Below are 15,510 nucleotides of genomic sequence, written 5' to 3' on the forward strand. Positions count from 1 at the left end.
ATTATTTTATAACAGATTGAGTAAGTTGTTCTCCTTGCTCATTTTCAACTGTTACTGTTAATGTATAGCGTTGGCCAACATGATTCGCTGGAACTTGTAAAGAAGTGCTATATACAACGAGCGATTGCTCGGCCACCACTACTTCTTCTTGGGTCGAATGTTTCACTCTTCCATGCTTATCAACTAACTGAACGGCTACGTTTACTGTTTGCTCGACACGTACATTATTTTCAAGATTTACTTGCACATCTACATCTGTTTTTCTCTGTAATGCCACTACCTCTTCTCCGTTATTATTAACGAAATGAACGGAAGCTTCTACAGGAACAACTGGCTGAACTAGTACAATGTCCTCTGCGTGACGAGGCTTCAATTGAGGTGTGCCTCTAAATTGACTGGAAACACCAGTAACGGTAACAATATCACCTTCATTAAAGGCGAAATCATCATAGTGAAGCCCTGTACGATTATCAACACGAACTAAAATAGACTCCCCATCTTTCGTTGCAGTAAATTCTGTTGTACCGAAATTATCTGCTTTTTTAATATTGGAGATTGTAACTTCTTCGATTTTTACTAACTGGCCTTCATTGTCCGCATTAATCGTTGCTGGTGAAATTACGATTGCTTCTGGAATGTCATTTCCTTCACTCATAATTTGTAGATTAGTAGGATTGGAAACTTGTAATTCGCCATTAAAGTTTCCTAACGTACCAGTAAGCGTCACTTCGTCGCCAGCCTTCACATCAATGTCAAACTGGTAAACGTAAATTCCAGCTGTTTCATCTTGAATGTAAAAGCCCTTTGCTCCCCAAGCACCAGCATTTGTTGTAGCAATCCCTTTTACAGTAACTGTTGTTCCTTGTGCTAGTTCGCGAGCTTCTTGAATGGTTAGCTCTTCTTCTTCCTCTTGAACGAATTCATATGCGTTAGCACTTCTCAGACCAGGTACTGAAAAATACGGATTTAGTGTTCCTGTAATTCTCACTAGCTGTCCTAAATTATTTGGATTGTCGACTAAATTCAGTACAGTACGAATATTAGTATTCGGAAGCTGTACTGGAATAGCTTTACTCATATCCGTTTCGTTTGGATTGTCAGCAAGTAAAATGTTCGTTGCAATAGTAAATGGAGCAGTTAAATCTCCGTTACCTACAGAACCAGTTGTGCCTGTTGTTCCAATAATATACCCTTGCACTGTCTTCGTTCCACTGTTATTTGCAATTGCTTCTGCAACTGTAATAACTCCGTCTGGAAGTCCAGGTGTTGGTGGTGTTGTTTCACCAGAAATCGTAATACGAGATCCTTCTACATAATCGATTGGCCCGTCATGATTTCTAACATAATCAATAACAGATTCCCAAACTGGTCCACCATTTTCAATGATTACTTCGTTACCTACATTATAAAAAGCACGTCCGTGCATATAATCGTTATACGCAACTGTATATTCTCTCGTCGTATCAAGCGGCTGACCTTCTTCATCTGTCATAATAACATCAACAAATTTTCCATTTTCTTTTACTAGCTCATAATGGAAACCTGATACTTGAACGTCTACTCCGTTATGATACGTAGATTGTTCTAGTATTATTTCTTTTAGTCGATCAACCGTTGTTTTTGCAACAACGATTACATTTCCAAACTGATCAAGAAATTCAATTTGGCGGTCTGTAATTGGACCAGCTGGAATTGTTCCTATTACGGATGAGCTGTTTAACATCCCAAGCTCTGCATCTGTTGCCGCTCTTACAGCATCTGTATATAAATTACCTAATCCAGAGTCACCTAAAGAATTGTTAGCAGATGATAATCCTCTTTCTGTACTACCAATTACTTCTCCATCAATCGGAGCTTCATTCGAAACGCGGATAAAAATACGTTCGTTATTCGTGTAGTTAATTTTTTGTCCTTCTTCAGTTAAATGTTCTGCATAGTTAATCATCGCTTCTGTCATAAAACCTGATTTTGCTTCTAACACATTTCCGACAAAATTATAACCTGAGCCACCTGTACCAATATAGTCGCCAACTGCCACAATATATGTCTCATCATCTTCAATCGGCTGACCGTTTAATAGTAACTCTGCTGTTATATATCTACCAGTATTATTCGTTACGATTGTGTACGATAAACCTGAAGACTGTAGATCAATTCGATTGCGGTCTTGACGAGTATACGAATATTCGATTACATCTTTAATCGCAGCACCTGTCATTTCAATTTTCATAATTTCGTTCGCGAAAGGCTCGATTGTGTAAATATCTTCGACCGTAATATCACCAGCAGCGATATTCGCACGGATTCCACCGCCATTTGTAAAAGCAATGTCAGAACTAGTAAAGTGTCGCATCGCGTCAGTCCAGAAATTTCCTAATGAAGTATCGCCGTTACCACTTCTATTCAAGCCTGTTTCTGTAGAACCGATTACTCTACCTAATAGCCCATCCATTTCCGAATTGTAAGCATCTACTTTTGCTTGGATTGCTTCGTCTATCTCTGTTAATTCAGAAACTCTTTGTAAATGACCATTAACTTCAACAACACTCTTCGTTTCTGGATCAATAGAAAGTGTTAAATTACCAACATTCTCTGCGTTCCCACCTGTTTGTACGATTGGTGTCCCATTTACTACTCTCGGACTAGATAATACTGTATGAGAGTGTCCACCGATAATAACATCTAAAAAGTCTACTTGTTCTGCTAGTCTAATATCTTCAGAGTAGCCATGATGTGTTAATCCTATTAATACGTCTACTTCCTCTTTTAAGTATCTATATTCTTTAATTGTCTCGATAGGGTCATTAAATTCTATTCCTACAACGTTAGCAGGAGCTGTCGATGGAGGTGTTTCTGTTACTGCTAATACTCCTACCGTAATTCCATTTACATCAAAAATGTGAAACGGTTCTGGTTGAGGAAAGTCTTCTACCGGTGTATCATTAACTACTGTATTGGCACTTAACCAATGAAAATTAGATTGTGCTATTCTATTAACCGTCTCTTCTTGTCCGTAATCAAAATCATGATTCCCGATTGCCATTGCTTGAAGACCCATATCATTCAATAAGTCTACGATTGGAACCCCGTATTGTAAGTCTACTACTGGATTTCCGCTAAAAATGTCACCAGCATCTAAGTAAAGAGAATGAGTTGCATTTTCTCTTTCACTGTTTATGTAAGCGGCAATTTTACCAAAATCATTAATCTTTGCATGTAAATCATTCGTATGAAGTACTTTTAATTGTACTGTTTCCTCATTATTCACTTCCTCAGCAGATGCTAAGTTCACACCGATGGAACTGAGTAAGGAAGAGAAAAGCATTAAGAATACGAGAGTAATAGTTAGCAGCTTTCTACTTCTTTTCAAGACAAGATTCATTTTGTACCTCCATTATTTTATATTTCGACATACATTCACATTTTATTGAAATTGTGTTGACTTTTCATTATATTCTCGTTAAATATTTGTAAAAATATGAAAGATGAATCGAAGTGACTAGTTGTCTAACTTCAGACGATAATGACTATTGACTTAAAAGTGATAGAAATACTAACTTACTATTATTAGAGTGATACAATAGTAGTATGAACTTTTAAACTATACTTTTTTTTGAAAGAGGGAGTTATGTGAAAATAACTGTGAATGATCAGCCCGTTGAACTGTTCAAAGGTGCAACTCTAAAACATGCCCTATTAAAAGTAGACGAACAGCTTTATAAAGAAGTGATGGGGGAAAAAGCAGTAATAAAGGATCAAGATGGAAATGTAACAGATATAAACGGTGCAGTTGGGGATGGCTTTTCCTATTATGTAAGGGCAAAATAAAGAGGCTAGGACAACACTAAAATGGTCATGATAAAAAACGAACAAAAGATATTCGGTGAAAACTCGCTCCGGAAATATACTTCGCTTTCCGCGGGCGGCTGGTGAGCCTCCTCGTGCTGCGCACTGCGGGGTCTCACCTATGCCTTTTCCTCCCGCTGGAGTCTACGTATATTTCCTCCGCTAATCCTGCGATAGTTCGTTTTTTACTTTGATAGAAATAGTTATGTCCTATCCTCTATTTTTACGTTCTATATTAATTCTTTAATATCATACACTCTACCATTTTCAAGTTTTTGGTTGTAAATTAATTCTACCATCTTCTCGGCGACAAATTCCGGTGAACGTAATGCTCCTTTTTCATGGTACTCTTTAAACGTATTAATATCTGCAAAGTCTTCTTCATTGGAACTACGAATAACTGCTTGCATTTCTGTATCCATTATCCCTGGTGAAAAAGCAATAACCGTTACCGGGTTCGATGTCAATTGTTGCTCAAGTCCGACTGCATTTGTATACATATTTAAGCCTGCTTTCGTTGTACAGTATGTATTCCAACCATAAATAGGACGAGTACCTGCACCTGAGCTTACGTGAACGATTACCTTTTTACATGAAAGTGTAGAAGTGAGTTCAATAAATTTGTTTGTCATTAACATCGGCGTTAATAAGTTTAAATGAACAGCATTTGTCACCACATCGCTTGGTGCGTTACCAGCTGTTTTAATCGGATCTACCATTCCGGCATTTTGAATGAGGTAAATTTCTTCTACTTTGTCAGGCGTTAGTTCAGCTAACACTCCTTCTAACAATGTTTCTACATTGGAATGGTCTGTTAAGTCTGCTTCTACAAACGAAACGATTGCCCCGTTCTTTTGCGCCTCTTTCACTATTTCTTCATTTTGGGTACGAGCTATACAAACGATACGATTTCCTTTTTGTGCTACTTTTTTCACTGTTGCTGCACCGAGACCACGTGAAGCACCGGTTACGATAAAATATTTCATTGTTGCTTCCTCCTTTTCCACCAATTTTGGAATTCTTCTTTTATACAACTCACGATAATCCAACCGTCTGAGCACTTATGGCCGATTTTAAAAGGGATTAAATTTGTAATTCCTATCCATCCGTTAAAAAAGATAAAGGCTGTCATCATGTTTACGTTGGAAGCGGTGATGAATGGGATCGAGCATATGACTGCTAGCACATTAAAAAGTGGACCGCCTAGTGAAATAAGTGCTTGTTTCCATGGCGAAAGGCTTCCATTTTGCTCGTTTGTTGAATAGCCACCAACCATATAGTAGGTGTTCCACTGTATTTTTGTTCCGAGGATCGTAAATTGAAACCATTTGGGACCGGCTCCTAAGACAATTTTCGTATGTTGGACACGAAATAATCTTGCAAAGATTATGTGACCGAGTTCGTGTAAAAGGTGAATGAATGGTAATAAAATAAAAATAAATAAGAAAAGATCCAGCATGTACAGACTACCTTTAATTTTATTTGCTGCAACTCTCACAACATTCTGTTTTTATTATAGTACATGTTGGACTTTTGGTGTGCTTAGTTTTTTGTTTTTCTGTGCTTCGACACTGTGAAATAGAATGGTTTGAGGAAAACATTCTATACAACATTGATTATGTAATTCGTATTAAGCTAGTCCGTTTCACTTCGCTTCAGGTGTTCGCTTTCCGCGGGGAGGGAGCTGAGCCTCCTCGGGCTTTGCCCTGTGGGGTCTCAGCCTTCCCTCTACTCCCGCAGGAGTCTCACACCTTCCGCTACGTTACACTCTCGGTTCTAATCCTCAGTTGGAAACCTTATGGCCATTTCGATATTCAAGTCCATTTTTTCAGTCCTCAGTGTACAAAATGGTCATTAGCTTACCGTTTCCGTGATGGTTTTCTTTTTTCGTTTCGGCTTGTGAAGGTTGTTCTTTGTTTTCGTTCTTTGTTATTGGCGATGTTTTGTTCGCGTCTGTCTTTTTTTGATTCGGTTGGTGCTTTTTTCTTTTGTTGGTTGGCTTCTGGGCTTTTGTCGGCTACTTCTACTACTTTACGCTCGATTGTGCGTTGTAACCCTTTTTCGATTTCGTCCCATTGTTGACGGTCCTTTGGGGCAACGAAAGTGATGGCCATTCCGTCTTCCCCAGCTCGACCAGTTCGACCAATTCGATGAATATAGCTTTCTACATCTTCCGGAATATCGTAGTTAAATACGTGAGTAACTCCTTCTACATCGAGCCCTCTCGCTGCCACATCGGTAGCAATTAATAAATGAATTTTTGCTTCTCGGAATAGTTTCATCACTCTTTCTCGCTTTGCTTGCGAAAGGTCACCGTGTAATTCTTCCGTATTATATCCTTTTGATTTCAACTCATATTGCAACTTACTGACTCTACGTTTCGTACGGCAAAAGACGATAGCTAAAAACGGCTGGTATTCTTTAATCGTTTTATGTAATGCTTGTTGCTTTTGGCGGTCTGTCGTCTCTACGACTAGCTGTTGTATTTGCTCCACCGTTTTTTCTTTATTTTGCACCTGTATATGATTCGCATTTTTTAAATATCGCTTCGCTAGTTTACGTACTTCTTTTGAAATAGTTGCAGAAAATAACGCCGTTTGTCTTGTGGATGGTGTTTCTTCTATAATTGCTTCTACTTCTGGAAGGAAGCCGATATGTAACATTTGGTCTGCTTCATCTAAGACAAGCATTGATACTTTCGATAAGTCAATCGTTTCTCTTCGTACATGATCTAGTAATCGACCTGGAGTTGCCACGACAATATGGACATGACGATTTAATTGTTTAATTTGTTTATCCACATCTTGTCCACCGTAAACCGGTAATACATGTATATCACTTTCCTGTTTAGGAACTAATTTTTCTAATTCTGCTGTAATTTGAATGGCTAGCTCTCTTGTAGGCGTTACGATTAAACCTTGTACGTGATCTTTTTCCACATCTATTTTTTGAAGCATCGGTAAAATAAATGCTAACGTTTTTCCTGTTCCTGTCTTTGCTTGTGCAATTACGTCTTGATCTTCTAATAAAACAGGAATTGTTTTTTCTTGTATCGGTGTTGGTTTATCAATATTTTGTGCTGTGATTTTTTCTATTAATGAATCTGATATTCCTAACGTTGTAAAATTGTCCAATGAATTCACCTCTATCCTATTATACCCATTAAAGGATACTTGACTAGCACAAGCATATCTCTACATGGACAAATTCAAAAGGGGATGCCAGTCACTAAGACATTTTGGACACCCCCGAATATTTTACTCCAATTCTTTAACATCTTTTAGTTTTAATTTCGTTTGCTGTTCAAATGAAACGCTATATTTCACATATCCGTTCTCTAAGTCTTTTATTATCTTTGGGTCATCGATAATGTTTCCATTTACAGTAACGGAGTCATAATTGTATTGTTCACGAGCTAATATTTTCTGTATTTCTTCCGTATCGTTTAACACTTCTTCTTTTGATAAGTTTGTTGCATCGATAACGATATGAATGTAAATCGGTTTTTCTAGCGGGAAATCTTTATGCCATTTTACCTCTTTACTCCCTTGTAAAACTTCTAATTGGACGTCTACCGCTCGTATAGAATCTATTTCATTTTTTAATAAAAAGTATATTTCTTCTGCTGCTTCTTTATTTAGTCGCTCCATCAAAGGGATATCTAAACTAGCAAATCGTATCCCATCTCCTGTAACCTCTGGCTGTAAAAAGCCGCGAACTTGGAAATCGTATTGTTCGCCACTTCCTATTTGTACTACTGGAAAGATGTACTCATTAAATTTGAAGTCATACATTCCATCTTTCACTCGAAACTCGTTATCTGGATAAGTTGTTAATAAGTGATTTTCTAACACCCTTTTCGAGATGTGCTTACTAATGGGATTTCCATTAAAGGCGTTATATAAAAATAAAATGATGCTTACTAGTAAAACGAGTAGTATCCAGTACATTACTTTTTTCCTGTTCATTTCCCATTCACTCCTTCACTTTCAAAATAAGCCAACCGATGATATTCCCAACTAGAGCAAATACATAATGAATAATAGAGAGAAACGCACTGCCCACTAATGATAGAAAGAAATGAGAGAGAAACTTAACATCGTCACCTAAGTTTCCTTTCATGTAATCAAAAAGATTTTCTCCTAGTGACCAAAGAAATATAGGGAAAAAGGAGATAATAAAAGCTATTTTTAGATCCCTATAAAAAAGGAATGTAACTACTCCTAAAACGGTATACGATAAAATGAAGCCGAAGCTTTCATTTAAGATCGATGTACCTAATGCTAATAAAAATGATAAACCGACAAAAATGATTTGAAAGTACGCTAGCTTCCGATTAATTTTTTGAAAGAGTTTTTCTTCGTCTACATCCGAAACTACCTCTTCTATCTCTATCGGAACTTTAGAATACTCCACTAATTCTTCATATTCTTTATTGTTATGAATCTCCTCATCCATCCATTCTTTCGTTTCTTCACTTAACAAATCCTCATTATAAAGAGGCAATAAATCTTCTATAATAGAACGAACAGGTATGTTATTCGACATAATAACCCTCCAATTCTTTTTGCAGTTTTAGTTTTGCACGATGAAATGTTACTCTTGCGACGTTTTCACTTATTCCTAGTAAACTGCCAATTTCTTTGAACGATAGTTCTCCATACATTCGTAGGATCACTACTTCTTTTGGTTCCTCATCTAGCTTTTCTATTTTTTCAAGTAATTGAAACTTCGATTCTTTCGCTAATAAATCTTGTTCAGGGGAAGCTTGCAAAGGTTGACCTCGTGGAATCTTCTTTAAAAGGTTCCATTTGTATTTGTTAGAACGGTAATACTTTTTTAGCCGATTTTTTGCAATAGCGAAAAGCCACGTTTGAATGGAAGATTCACCTGAAAATTTCACTCCTCCTTTTATTGCTTCAAAGAATACTTCTTGCGTTAAATCTTCCGCTGCTTCTTTATTGGAAGTTTTAATATAGAAGAAAGCATAGATTTTGGGCTGCATCTCTTTATATAGAGAATTAATATCCATCTCGCCCCTCCCTTGATCATTGGGGTTTCATTATTTTCGATTCATATAATTAGTACCATGAACATTGTATTCGTTACATTGTTTTTTCATTTTTTGAAAACATTTTTTTGAACAATAAAAAAAAGGACCGTTATTGCTTCGGTCCTTCCCATTTAGACATACCTGGGATTACGTTGAAAACTTGTTGAAATCCTTTTTCTGTTAATTTTTGTGCAGCAAGGTCACTACGTGTTCCTGTTCGGCAAACAACGTATGTGGTCGCTTCTTTATTTAGATTGGAAACTAACTGATCAAGTTCACCTAGTGGGACAGATATCGCTCCTGGGATATGTCCAAATGCATATTCTGCTGGTTCACGAACGTCCACTACTACAATTTCTTCACCTAGTTTTGCTTCCAACTCTTCGTTCGTCACCGTATGAGGGTAACTCGCTTCTGCTTTTTCTTCCGCTGTTGTTGCCTTGCGAATATAATGTTTTAAAACACTGTCCTCTTCAATTGTACCTAAATAGTGATGACCAATTTTTTCGGACCATGCTTTTATATCGGCTGTAGAACCTTTATCCGTAGCTAACACTTCTAACACTTCTCCAGCATGTAACGCATCCACTGCTTTTTTTGTACGTACAATTGGCATCGGACAAGCTAACCCTTTCGCATCAATCGTTTCATTTACTTTCATCTCAATTCCCCCTAACTTTTATGACCAAGCATTCATTCCGCCCTTTACGTTTGTTACGTTCGAAAAACCAAGCTTTTTCAACTGTTTCACTGCTGCATTACTTCTCATACCACTTTGGCAAATAACTATTACTTCTTTTTCTTTTGAAAGGTTTTTCGCCTCTGCTTTTAATGCGTTTAATGGAATATTTTTAAATTGTTTAATATGATTACCTTTAAACTCCATCGGTGTACGTACATCAACAAACTGTTTATCCTTACTCTTTAATTCCGTTTTCAACTGTGCTGTTGTTATTTGACGCACACCTTTCGTTGGTATAAATTTTCGTACTAAAAATAAGATAACTAAGGCCATTAAAATATATTGAATAATTTCCACTGAGAGACCCAACCTTTCTTTAAATAAATAAGTTTACGTTTCCTTCCGATGCGTCTGCTAAATATGCACCTACACCGGCATATTCAATTCCTTCTAACATTTCTTCTTCCTTTAAACCTAATAAATCTACGCTCATTTGACATGCTACAATTTTTACATCTTGTTCTCTCGCCATTTCGATCAAGCTTGGTAGAGACTGAACGTTATGCTTTTTCATAATTCCTTTAATCATTTGCGGTCCAATTCCAGCCATATTCATTTTCGATAATGCTAGACGATTCGCGCCACGAGGCATCATTTTTGCAAACATTTTTTCAATGAAGTTTTTGGAAACAGGAACTAGCTCTTCTTTCCGCAATACATTTAATCCCCAAAACGTGTGGAAAATGGTTACTTCATGGTCATATGCAGCTGCACCGTTTGCAATAATGTAAGCCGCTAAAGCTTTATCATAGTCACCACTAAACAAAATAATCGTTGTCTTTTTTCTTTCTGTCATCGCTATCGTCCCCCTATTATCCTTTTTTTATATAAAACGTAAATACGTTGTTTTCTTCTTTCATATCTACCATTTCATTTCCTGTCGACTTTGCCCAAGCAGTTAAATCTGCCTTTGCTCCTTTATCAGTTGCGATTACTTCTAATACTTCACCTGATTGAAGCTCGTTTAAAGCCTTTTTTGTTTTTACTAATGGCATTGGGCAGTTTAACCCTTTCACATCTAACACTTTATTATTGTTCATTTACAGTTCCTCCTAATGTTTTATACTTATACCTGTAAGGGTATATTATTTTCTAAAAAAAAGAGAGAGGTATTTCTAATATACCTACAAGGGTATAATAACAACCTACTCACCTATTGTCAACTACCTACTTCTAATTAACAATTCAACTGCTTCTTTCACTGTATCGCTCGTATCTTCCCCTTTTAATACTTGTTCACGAACACAGTGTTCTAAGTTTGTACTTACGATCACTCCGATTGCACGATCAATGGCTGTTTGTGCTGCAGTTAATTGAGAAATAACATCGCGGCAATCTTTCCCTTGTTCCATCATGTGAAGAACACCACGAATTTGACCTTCCGCTCGTTTTAAGCGGTTTTTAATTTTATCATTGTATTCCATTTAACTCACCGACCTTTCTTTGTTCCATTATAAAACAATCTATGAAAATATGCAGTGTATAGGCTCATTTATTCAAAACGTTATGCACTTATAATATACCCCATTAGGTATAAAGTCAATATAACACACAAGTTAATTTATTCCAGTTTGTAAGCATCGATATTTAAAAGGGTGGCTAAGTCAACTAGTTCAAACCCACTAACTTTAAGCTCTTCGATTAAAATCGGTAATGCTTTACTATTTTCACCATGAATAGAAGCGGAATGCATTAGAATGATGTCACCATTTCTTACGTTTTCCACCACATTTTTTACTGTCTTATTTGCATCATTATGGGACCAGTCTAACGTATCAATAGACCATAGAACGATTGTATGACCAGCTTCTGAAGCTACTTTAACAACTCTTTCATCAGTGTCGCCATATGGTGTACGTAATATGCTCGGCTTTTTCCCTATTATTGCTTCAATAGCTTTGTCTGTTGTTTCTATTTCTTTCGCCATCTCCTCTTCCGTTAGTTTTGTCATTTCGTTATGATGGTAGCTATGATTTAAAACTAAATGTCCGGAAGCATCTGTTTTTTGGACAATTTCACGATTTTTTTCTATTTCGGATCCGATGAAAAAGAAACTCCCTTTTACCCCAAAGTCGTTTAAAATATCGACGATTTGTGGTGTTACAACATCATCGGGACCGTCATCAAACGTAAGAGCGACCATTTTTTTATTTGGGCCATTTAAATATACCGTTTCATGCTCCGCGGTAAAATGATACATATCCTCGCGCCATTGTTGCATACTATCCCAAGCTTTTTTGGACAGTTTAGGAGATTCCCCTTTAATTTTCAACCTATACTCTTCTTCGTTTTCCTTCGGAGGTGCAGTGACTTCTTTTTCATCTGAAGGGGTAGTCTTTTCTTTTTCATCCACTATTGCCTCCTCCTTTCCCTCTACAGGCAGTTGTTCTTCAACCGTTACTTTACATGCAGTTAATAATAGTATACTTATTAAAAATAGGAACATTCTTTTCTTGAGAGTTTTCCCCTTCCCATTTCTCACCCGATTATTATAAGACAAAACAATTAGTGAGGGATCGAGACCCCTCACTGTTTAGTATACTTTATTTTCCACCATGTTAAATTAGTATTCATTCGATAACGTATAACTAATTGGCTTTTTGTACGTTGAGATTTTTTTACGATAAAGAAGGTCGATTACTAACTCCGCACTTGCTAAAGGCTCAATTGTCCCTTGATAAGCCTTCAATTTCGTCTGTAACATTTCTAATTCAGCCGGAGCATACAACAGCTTTTCTATTAGTTCGTCAATTGTGTAACTTTCATCTAATTTTTCTGCTAAACAGTTTTTCACTAAAATCTCGCAGTTACTTTCTTCATGACCGGGAATAGGTTTGTAAATGTACATAGGAAGTCCTTTAGATAACGCTTCAAAGCAAGTGACACCGCCAGCTTTTGTAATAAGTAAATCCGCTGCTTCCATCCATTCGTCTATATCGTTACGAAAACCTAGTATACGAATATTAGGGTGCTCGTACTGCTCCTGGCTCAGTAAAACTTTTCTTAATTTTTCGTTTCTCCCTGTACAAATAATAATTTGAATGTTGTCCTTCCATTTCGTTAACTGCTCTGATAATTCTTTCATCCCACCGAGACCAAGACCGCCTCCCATTACCATAACGGAAGGAATATGTTTTAATTGGAGCTTCTCTCTCACTTCTTCTTTGTCCTTCTTATCCCAAAAACTTGAATTGGTAGGAATTCCCGTTACGACTAATTGACTACGGGGAATGTCCATTTCTAAAAGTTGCTCGACAACGTCTTCACTTGAAACGAGATAATAATCAATATATTTATGTACCCAAGCTCCATGCACGTGGAAATCTGTAATGAGTGTACAAAGTGTAAATGGATATCCCTTATTTTTCAAAGATGAAAGAGTGGCGCTCGTAAAAGGGTGGGTGCAAATAATCATGTCTGGCTTTTCTCTTATGATTAACTGTTCAATCCGCCGATGAAAAAGCAAGTAGATGACAACCTTTTTCCACTGAGAGAGTGGTTTTTCTTGTTTATGACGGTATATTTTTCTCCAAAGATTAGGAAAAAGGATAATCAAATTTATATAAAAGTTAACAAATAATTTAGACGAAAAAGGATTTAACGTTTGTCCCACTTCGATAATTTGCGTTTCGACAGATGGATTTAAATGAGCAATTCCTTGTTGCAATGCTTCGGCCGCTTTCGTATGACCATTTCCAACTGCTTCCGAAAGAATTAATACCTTTTTACTCATGAGAAACTCCCTTACTAAGTAATTATGTCTTAGTATTTACTACAAAAAAGTAAACAATCCTTTTGAAGCACTATTTTAAGAAGTGACAACTGCAGTGGGTAAAATCGTAAAAGGTTGATTAGAAATTTAATCAACCTTTACACCGTTATCTAAATATCGCATGTTTGCGTATCCTTTTTTGCGACGAAACCAAATGACCGCTAGCGCTAATAGTATTAATACAATCGACATTACTTGTGCCATTCGTATATATTCGCCAAGCATAAGGCTGTCCGTTCTCATTCCTTCAATAAAGAAGCGACCAACGGAATAATAAATGAGATACGTTAAAAATAACTCTCCACGCCTTAAATTTACTTTCCGCAATGACATTAATAATAGAAACCCGATAAAGTTCCAAACTGATTCATACAAAAATGTTGGATGATAATAGGTTCCATTAATATACATTTGATTAATGATAAACTCCGGTAAGTGTAAGCTTTCTAAAAATCCTCTCGTAACCGGTCCTCCGTGAGCTTCTTGATTCATAAAATTGCCCCAACGACCAATTGCTTGAGCTAGTATTAAACTTGGGGCCAAAATATCAGTAAGCTTCCAAAACGATAGGTTGCGTACTTTTGCAAACACTATAATTGTCAGCACAGCGCCGATTAATACACCGTGCATCGCTAGTCCACCTTCCCACACTGCTAGTATTTCTTTCGGATGAGCAGAGTAATAATCCCATTGGAAAGTTACATAGTATAATCGTGCGACAAGAACAGATATTGGTAGCCCCCATACTACTAAATCGACAAACGTATCTTTCGGTAAGTTTCTTCGTTCACTTTCACGAACAGCTATCCATAGACCGATAATAGCCCCTGTCATAATGAGAACACCGTACCAATATAACTGAATGGGGCCAATGCTAATAGCTACTCGATTTAACGGTTCAATTACTGGGTCCATACTTATCTCCTTTTAGTTTGTTCGTAATGTACTAAAAGCCCATTGGCACTTGTGGTATAACATGTCCTTCAATACGCTCGAAAATGTCGTCTAAACTCCGACCAGTAATCGTTAAGCCATGATTTTTCAAGCCAATTACCGCTCTTGAAGGATCTTCCGCTTTTCTTACTAAGTCTGCAACCGTTTCAGCAAGTTGAATCGTTCCGCACGGGTAATTAATTTCTGTTGCTTTCACATCATCCATCCAAGCATGAATATGAACGATTGCCCCTACTTGTGGATGTTCTTTATAAATCATCCAATGTTCAATCGCATCAACAGAAGCTCTTCGTGGGCTTACGGTTGGTGGGATGCTTACTTCCATCGATCGCTTCTCATCGTTATAGCCTTTTATATATAAAATATCTTGTCCGATTACTTTCATGTTCGCTTTATTCACACCACTGGCGCTCATCCAAAATCCTTTATCATCGTTGCGACTACTTAAATTCCCGTAACTTAAGCCCCCAATTCCGTACAATTTTCTTAACTGTCTCATATCGCGATCTGTTAAATATTTATGTAGTGGAAACGGAGCCGGAAGTAAATTCATCTCATCTAATTTCTTCCCTGACAAATACATCTTCTTTGTCTTTTCATTTCCATTCCATAGCCGCTCATCTAAGTCTGCTAGAAAATCATTATCAATAATTAATTGGGCAGAAGCGACCGGCTCTAATCTTTCGTAGATTTGCTCGAAGAAATCAGTTGCATTCTCGCCGTCGTAACGTATTTGGTAAAAGCCTTGTTCTGGTGTAACGAATGAAACGATTGTTCCTTCGTTCGTATGCACAATGTAAACGAAATGGTTCGATAAGGAGCGAACTAGATTAGGGTATGCTGCTTCGAAATGATTATCTCTGTCCTGACTGCTTTCCATAATCGACACAACAAAAGTTGCTTGCGCCTTGCGTCGAAAAGGTCGAGGTCGCTCTTCATTTACAACATTGAATACAAGCTGTAAATCGTCATTAGGGTCTTCTGTATATCGGTATCCTTTGGAGCTAAACACTTCCTTTAGTTCTGAAGTAAACCATGTGAGAAAAGCACTTTGCTCGGCTCCTGTTACTGTAAACTGCTTCATTTCTATTCCTCCTATTATCTTGTTGTTAATTGAAATATCGCTGGTAACAGACAAGTTCT

At 37.2% G+C, this 15,510-nt stretch carries 17 protein-coding genes; 1 reads left to right on the forward strand and 16 read right to left on the reverse strand.

What is annotated here, in order from left to right:
- Nucleotide 1 precedes the first annotated feature (1 nt).
- Nucleotides 2-3,382 carry a 5'-nucleotidase C-terminal domain-containing protein gene (locus BC6307_RS18950; RefSeq protein WP_066421875.1) on the reverse strand — a complete coding sequence of 1,127 codons (3,381 nt, stop codon included), beginning with the start codon at nucleotides 3,380-3,382 and terminating at the stop codon, nucleotides 2-4.
- A gap of 248 nt (nucleotides 3,383-3,630) precedes the next feature.
- Between BC6307_RS18950 and BC6307_RS18955 the strand changes: the two genes are divergently transcribed.
- On the forward strand, nucleotides 3,631-3,828 hold the full coding sequence (locus BC6307_RS18955; protein ID WP_066421872.1) for a hypothetical protein: 198 nt from the start codon (nucleotides 3,631-3,633) through the stop codon (nucleotides 3,826-3,828).
- 248 nt (nucleotides 3,829-4,076) lie between these two features.
- Here the strand turns inward: BC6307_RS18955 and BC6307_RS18960 are convergent, their stop codons facing one another.
- From BC6307_RS18960 to BC6307_RS19030, 15 genes are all read right to left on the reverse strand, one after another.
- A complete protein-coding gene (locus BC6307_RS18960; RefSeq protein ID WP_066417822.1) occupies nucleotides 4,077-4,832 on the reverse strand; it encodes a (S)-benzoin forming benzil reductase in 756 nt (251 codons plus the stop codon).
- Nucleotides 4,829-5,305 (reverse strand): site-2 protease family protein, encoded by a 477-nt coding sequence (locus tag BC6307_RS18965; protein ID WP_066417825.1) that lies wholly within the window; start codon nucleotides 5,303-5,305, stop codon nucleotides 4,829-4,831. The genes BC6307_RS18960 and BC6307_RS18965 overlap by 4 nt, the downstream gene beginning before the upstream one ends.
- 400 nt (nucleotides 5,306-5,705) lie before the next feature.
- Entirely contained in the window at nucleotides 5,706-6,989 is a 1,284-nt protein-coding gene (locus tag BC6307_RS18970; RefSeq protein ID WP_425319477.1) for a DEAD/DEAH box helicase, read from the reverse strand.
- A gap of 114 nt (nucleotides 6,990-7,103) precedes the next feature.
- Nucleotides 7,104-7,814, reverse strand: a complete 711-nt coding sequence (locus BC6307_RS18975) for a YfjL-like protein (protein ID WP_066417832.1) — start codon at nucleotides 7,812-7,814, stop codon at nucleotides 7,104-7,106.
- Between the two features lie 7 nt (nucleotides 7,815-7,821).
- The gene (locus tag BC6307_RS18980) at nucleotides 7,822-8,394 is read right to left on the reverse strand and encodes a hypothetical protein (RefSeq protein WP_066417835.1); all 573 of its coding nucleotides are present in this window, start codon (nucleotides 8,392-8,394) and stop codon (nucleotides 7,822-7,824) included.
- Complete coding sequence (locus BC6307_RS18985; protein ID WP_066417838.1) at nucleotides 8,384-8,878, reverse strand: RNA polymerase sigma factor; 495 nt, start codon at nucleotides 8,876-8,878, stop codon at nucleotides 8,384-8,386. Before BC6307_RS18985 ends, BC6307_RS18980 begins: the two co-directional genes overlap by 11 nt.
- A 130-nt stretch (nucleotides 8,879-9,008) precedes the next feature.
- The gene (locus tag BC6307_RS18990; protein ID WP_066417841.1) at nucleotides 9,009-9,560 is read right to left on the reverse strand and encodes a sulfurtransferase TusA family protein; all 552 of its coding nucleotides are present in this window, start codon (nucleotides 9,558-9,560) and stop codon (nucleotides 9,009-9,011) included.
- 18 nt (nucleotides 9,561-9,578) lie between these two features.
- Nucleotides 9,579-9,914 carry a rhodanese-like domain-containing protein gene (locus tag BC6307_RS18995; RefSeq protein ID WP_425319502.1) on the reverse strand — a complete coding sequence of 112 codons (336 nt, stop codon included), beginning with the start codon at nucleotides 9,912-9,914 and terminating at the stop codon, nucleotides 9,579-9,581.
- A 43-nt stretch (nucleotides 9,915-9,957) separates the two neighbouring features.
- On the reverse strand, nucleotides 9,958-10,437 hold the full coding sequence (locus tag BC6307_RS19000; RefSeq protein WP_066417845.1) for a DsrE/DsrF/DrsH-like family protein: 480 nt from the start codon (nucleotides 10,435-10,437) through the stop codon (nucleotides 9,958-9,960).
- Nucleotides 10,438-10,453: 16 nt separating this feature from the next.
- On the reverse strand, nucleotides 10,454-10,681 hold the full coding sequence (locus BC6307_RS19005; RefSeq protein ID WP_066417848.1) for a sulfurtransferase TusA family protein: 228 nt from the start codon (nucleotides 10,679-10,681) through the stop codon (nucleotides 10,454-10,456).
- Between the two features lie 123 nt (nucleotides 10,682-10,804).
- The gene (locus tag BC6307_RS19010; RefSeq protein WP_066417849.1) at nucleotides 10,805-11,065 is read right to left on the reverse strand and encodes a metal-sensitive transcriptional regulator; all 261 of its coding nucleotides are present in this window, start codon (nucleotides 11,063-11,065) and stop codon (nucleotides 10,805-10,807) included.
- Between the two features lie 137 nt (nucleotides 11,066-11,202).
- On the reverse strand, nucleotides 11,203-11,994 hold the full coding sequence (locus BC6307_RS19015) for a polysaccharide deacetylase family protein (RefSeq protein WP_157729288.1): 792 nt from the start codon (nucleotides 11,992-11,994) through the stop codon (nucleotides 11,203-11,205).
- 210 nt (nucleotides 11,995-12,204) lie between these two features.
- Nucleotides 12,205-13,374, reverse strand: a complete 1,170-nt coding sequence (locus tag BC6307_RS19020; RefSeq protein WP_084380512.1) for an MGDG synthase family glycosyltransferase — start codon at nucleotides 13,372-13,374, stop codon at nucleotides 12,205-12,207.
- A gap of 126 nt (nucleotides 13,375-13,500) precedes the next feature.
- The gene (lgt, locus tag BC6307_RS19025) at nucleotides 13,501-14,328 is read right to left on the reverse strand and encodes a prolipoprotein diacylglyceryl transferase (RefSeq protein WP_066417851.1); all 828 of its coding nucleotides are present in this window, start codon (nucleotides 14,326-14,328) and stop codon (nucleotides 13,501-13,503) included.
- 31 nt (nucleotides 14,329-14,359) lie between these two features.
- Complete coding sequence (locus BC6307_RS19030; RefSeq protein ID WP_066417852.1) at nucleotides 14,360-15,451, reverse strand: class II aldolase/adducin family protein; 1,092 nt, start codon at nucleotides 15,449-15,451, stop codon at nucleotides 14,360-14,362.
- Nucleotides 15,452-15,510: the final 59 nt, after the last annotated feature.

This window comes from Sutcliffiella cohnii (assembly GCF_002250055.1).
Classification (GTDB): Bacteria; Bacillota; Bacilli; order Bacillales; family Bacillaceae_I; genus Sutcliffiella; species Sutcliffiella cohnii.

Coding starts and splice junctions, on each gene's coding strand:
- BC6307_RS18960 (WP_066417822.1), bottom strand. CDS start 4,832: ATGAAATATTTTATCGTAACCGGTGCTTCACGTGGTCTCGGTGCAGCA.
- BC6307_RS18950 (WP_066421875.1), bottom strand. CDS start 3,382: ATGAATCTTGTCTTGAAAAGAAGTAGAAAGCTGCTAACTATTACTCTC.
- BC6307_RS18990 (WP_066417841.1), bottom strand. CDS start 9,560: ATGAAAGTAAATGAAACGATTGATGCGAAAGGGTTAGCTTGTCCGATG.
- lgt (WP_066417851.1), bottom strand. CDS start 14,328: ATGGACCCAGTAATTGAACCGTTAAATCGAGTAGCTATTAGCATTGGC.
- BC6307_RS18965 (WP_066417825.1), bottom strand. CDS start 5,305: ATGCTGGATCTTTTCTTATTTATTTTTATTTTATTACCATTCATTCAC.
- BC6307_RS19010 (WP_066417849.1), bottom strand. CDS start 11,065: ATGGAATACAATGATAAAATTAAAAACCGCTTAAAACGAGCGGAAGGT.
- BC6307_RS19000 (WP_066417845.1), bottom strand. CDS start 10,437: ATGACAGAAAGAAAAAAGACAACGATTATTTTGTTTAGTGGTGACTAT.
- BC6307_RS19005 (WP_066417848.1), bottom strand. CDS start 10,681: ATGAACAATAATAAAGTGTTAGATGTGAAAGGGTTAAACTGCCCAATG.
- BC6307_RS18985 (WP_066417838.1), bottom strand. CDS start 8,878: ATGGATATTAATTCTCTATATAAAGAGATGCAGCCCAAAATCTATGCT.
- BC6307_RS18980 (WP_066417835.1), bottom strand. CDS start 8,394: ATGTCGAATAACATACCTGTTCGTTCTATTATAGAAGATTTATTGCCT.
- BC6307_RS19030 (WP_066417852.1), bottom strand. CDS start 15,451: ATGAAGCAGTTTACAGTAACAGGAGCCGAGCAAAGTGCTTTTCTCACA.
- BC6307_RS18975 (WP_066417832.1), bottom strand. CDS start 7,814: ATGAACAGGAAAAAAGTAATGTACTGGATACTACTCGTTTTACTAGTA.
- BC6307_RS18995 (WP_425319502.1), bottom strand. CDS start 9,914: ATGGCCTTAGTTATCTTATTTTTAGTACGAAAATTTATACCAACGAAA.
- BC6307_RS19020 (WP_084380512.1), bottom strand. CDS start 13,374: ATGAGTAAAAAGGTATTAATTCTTTCGGAAGCAGTTGGAAATGGTCAT.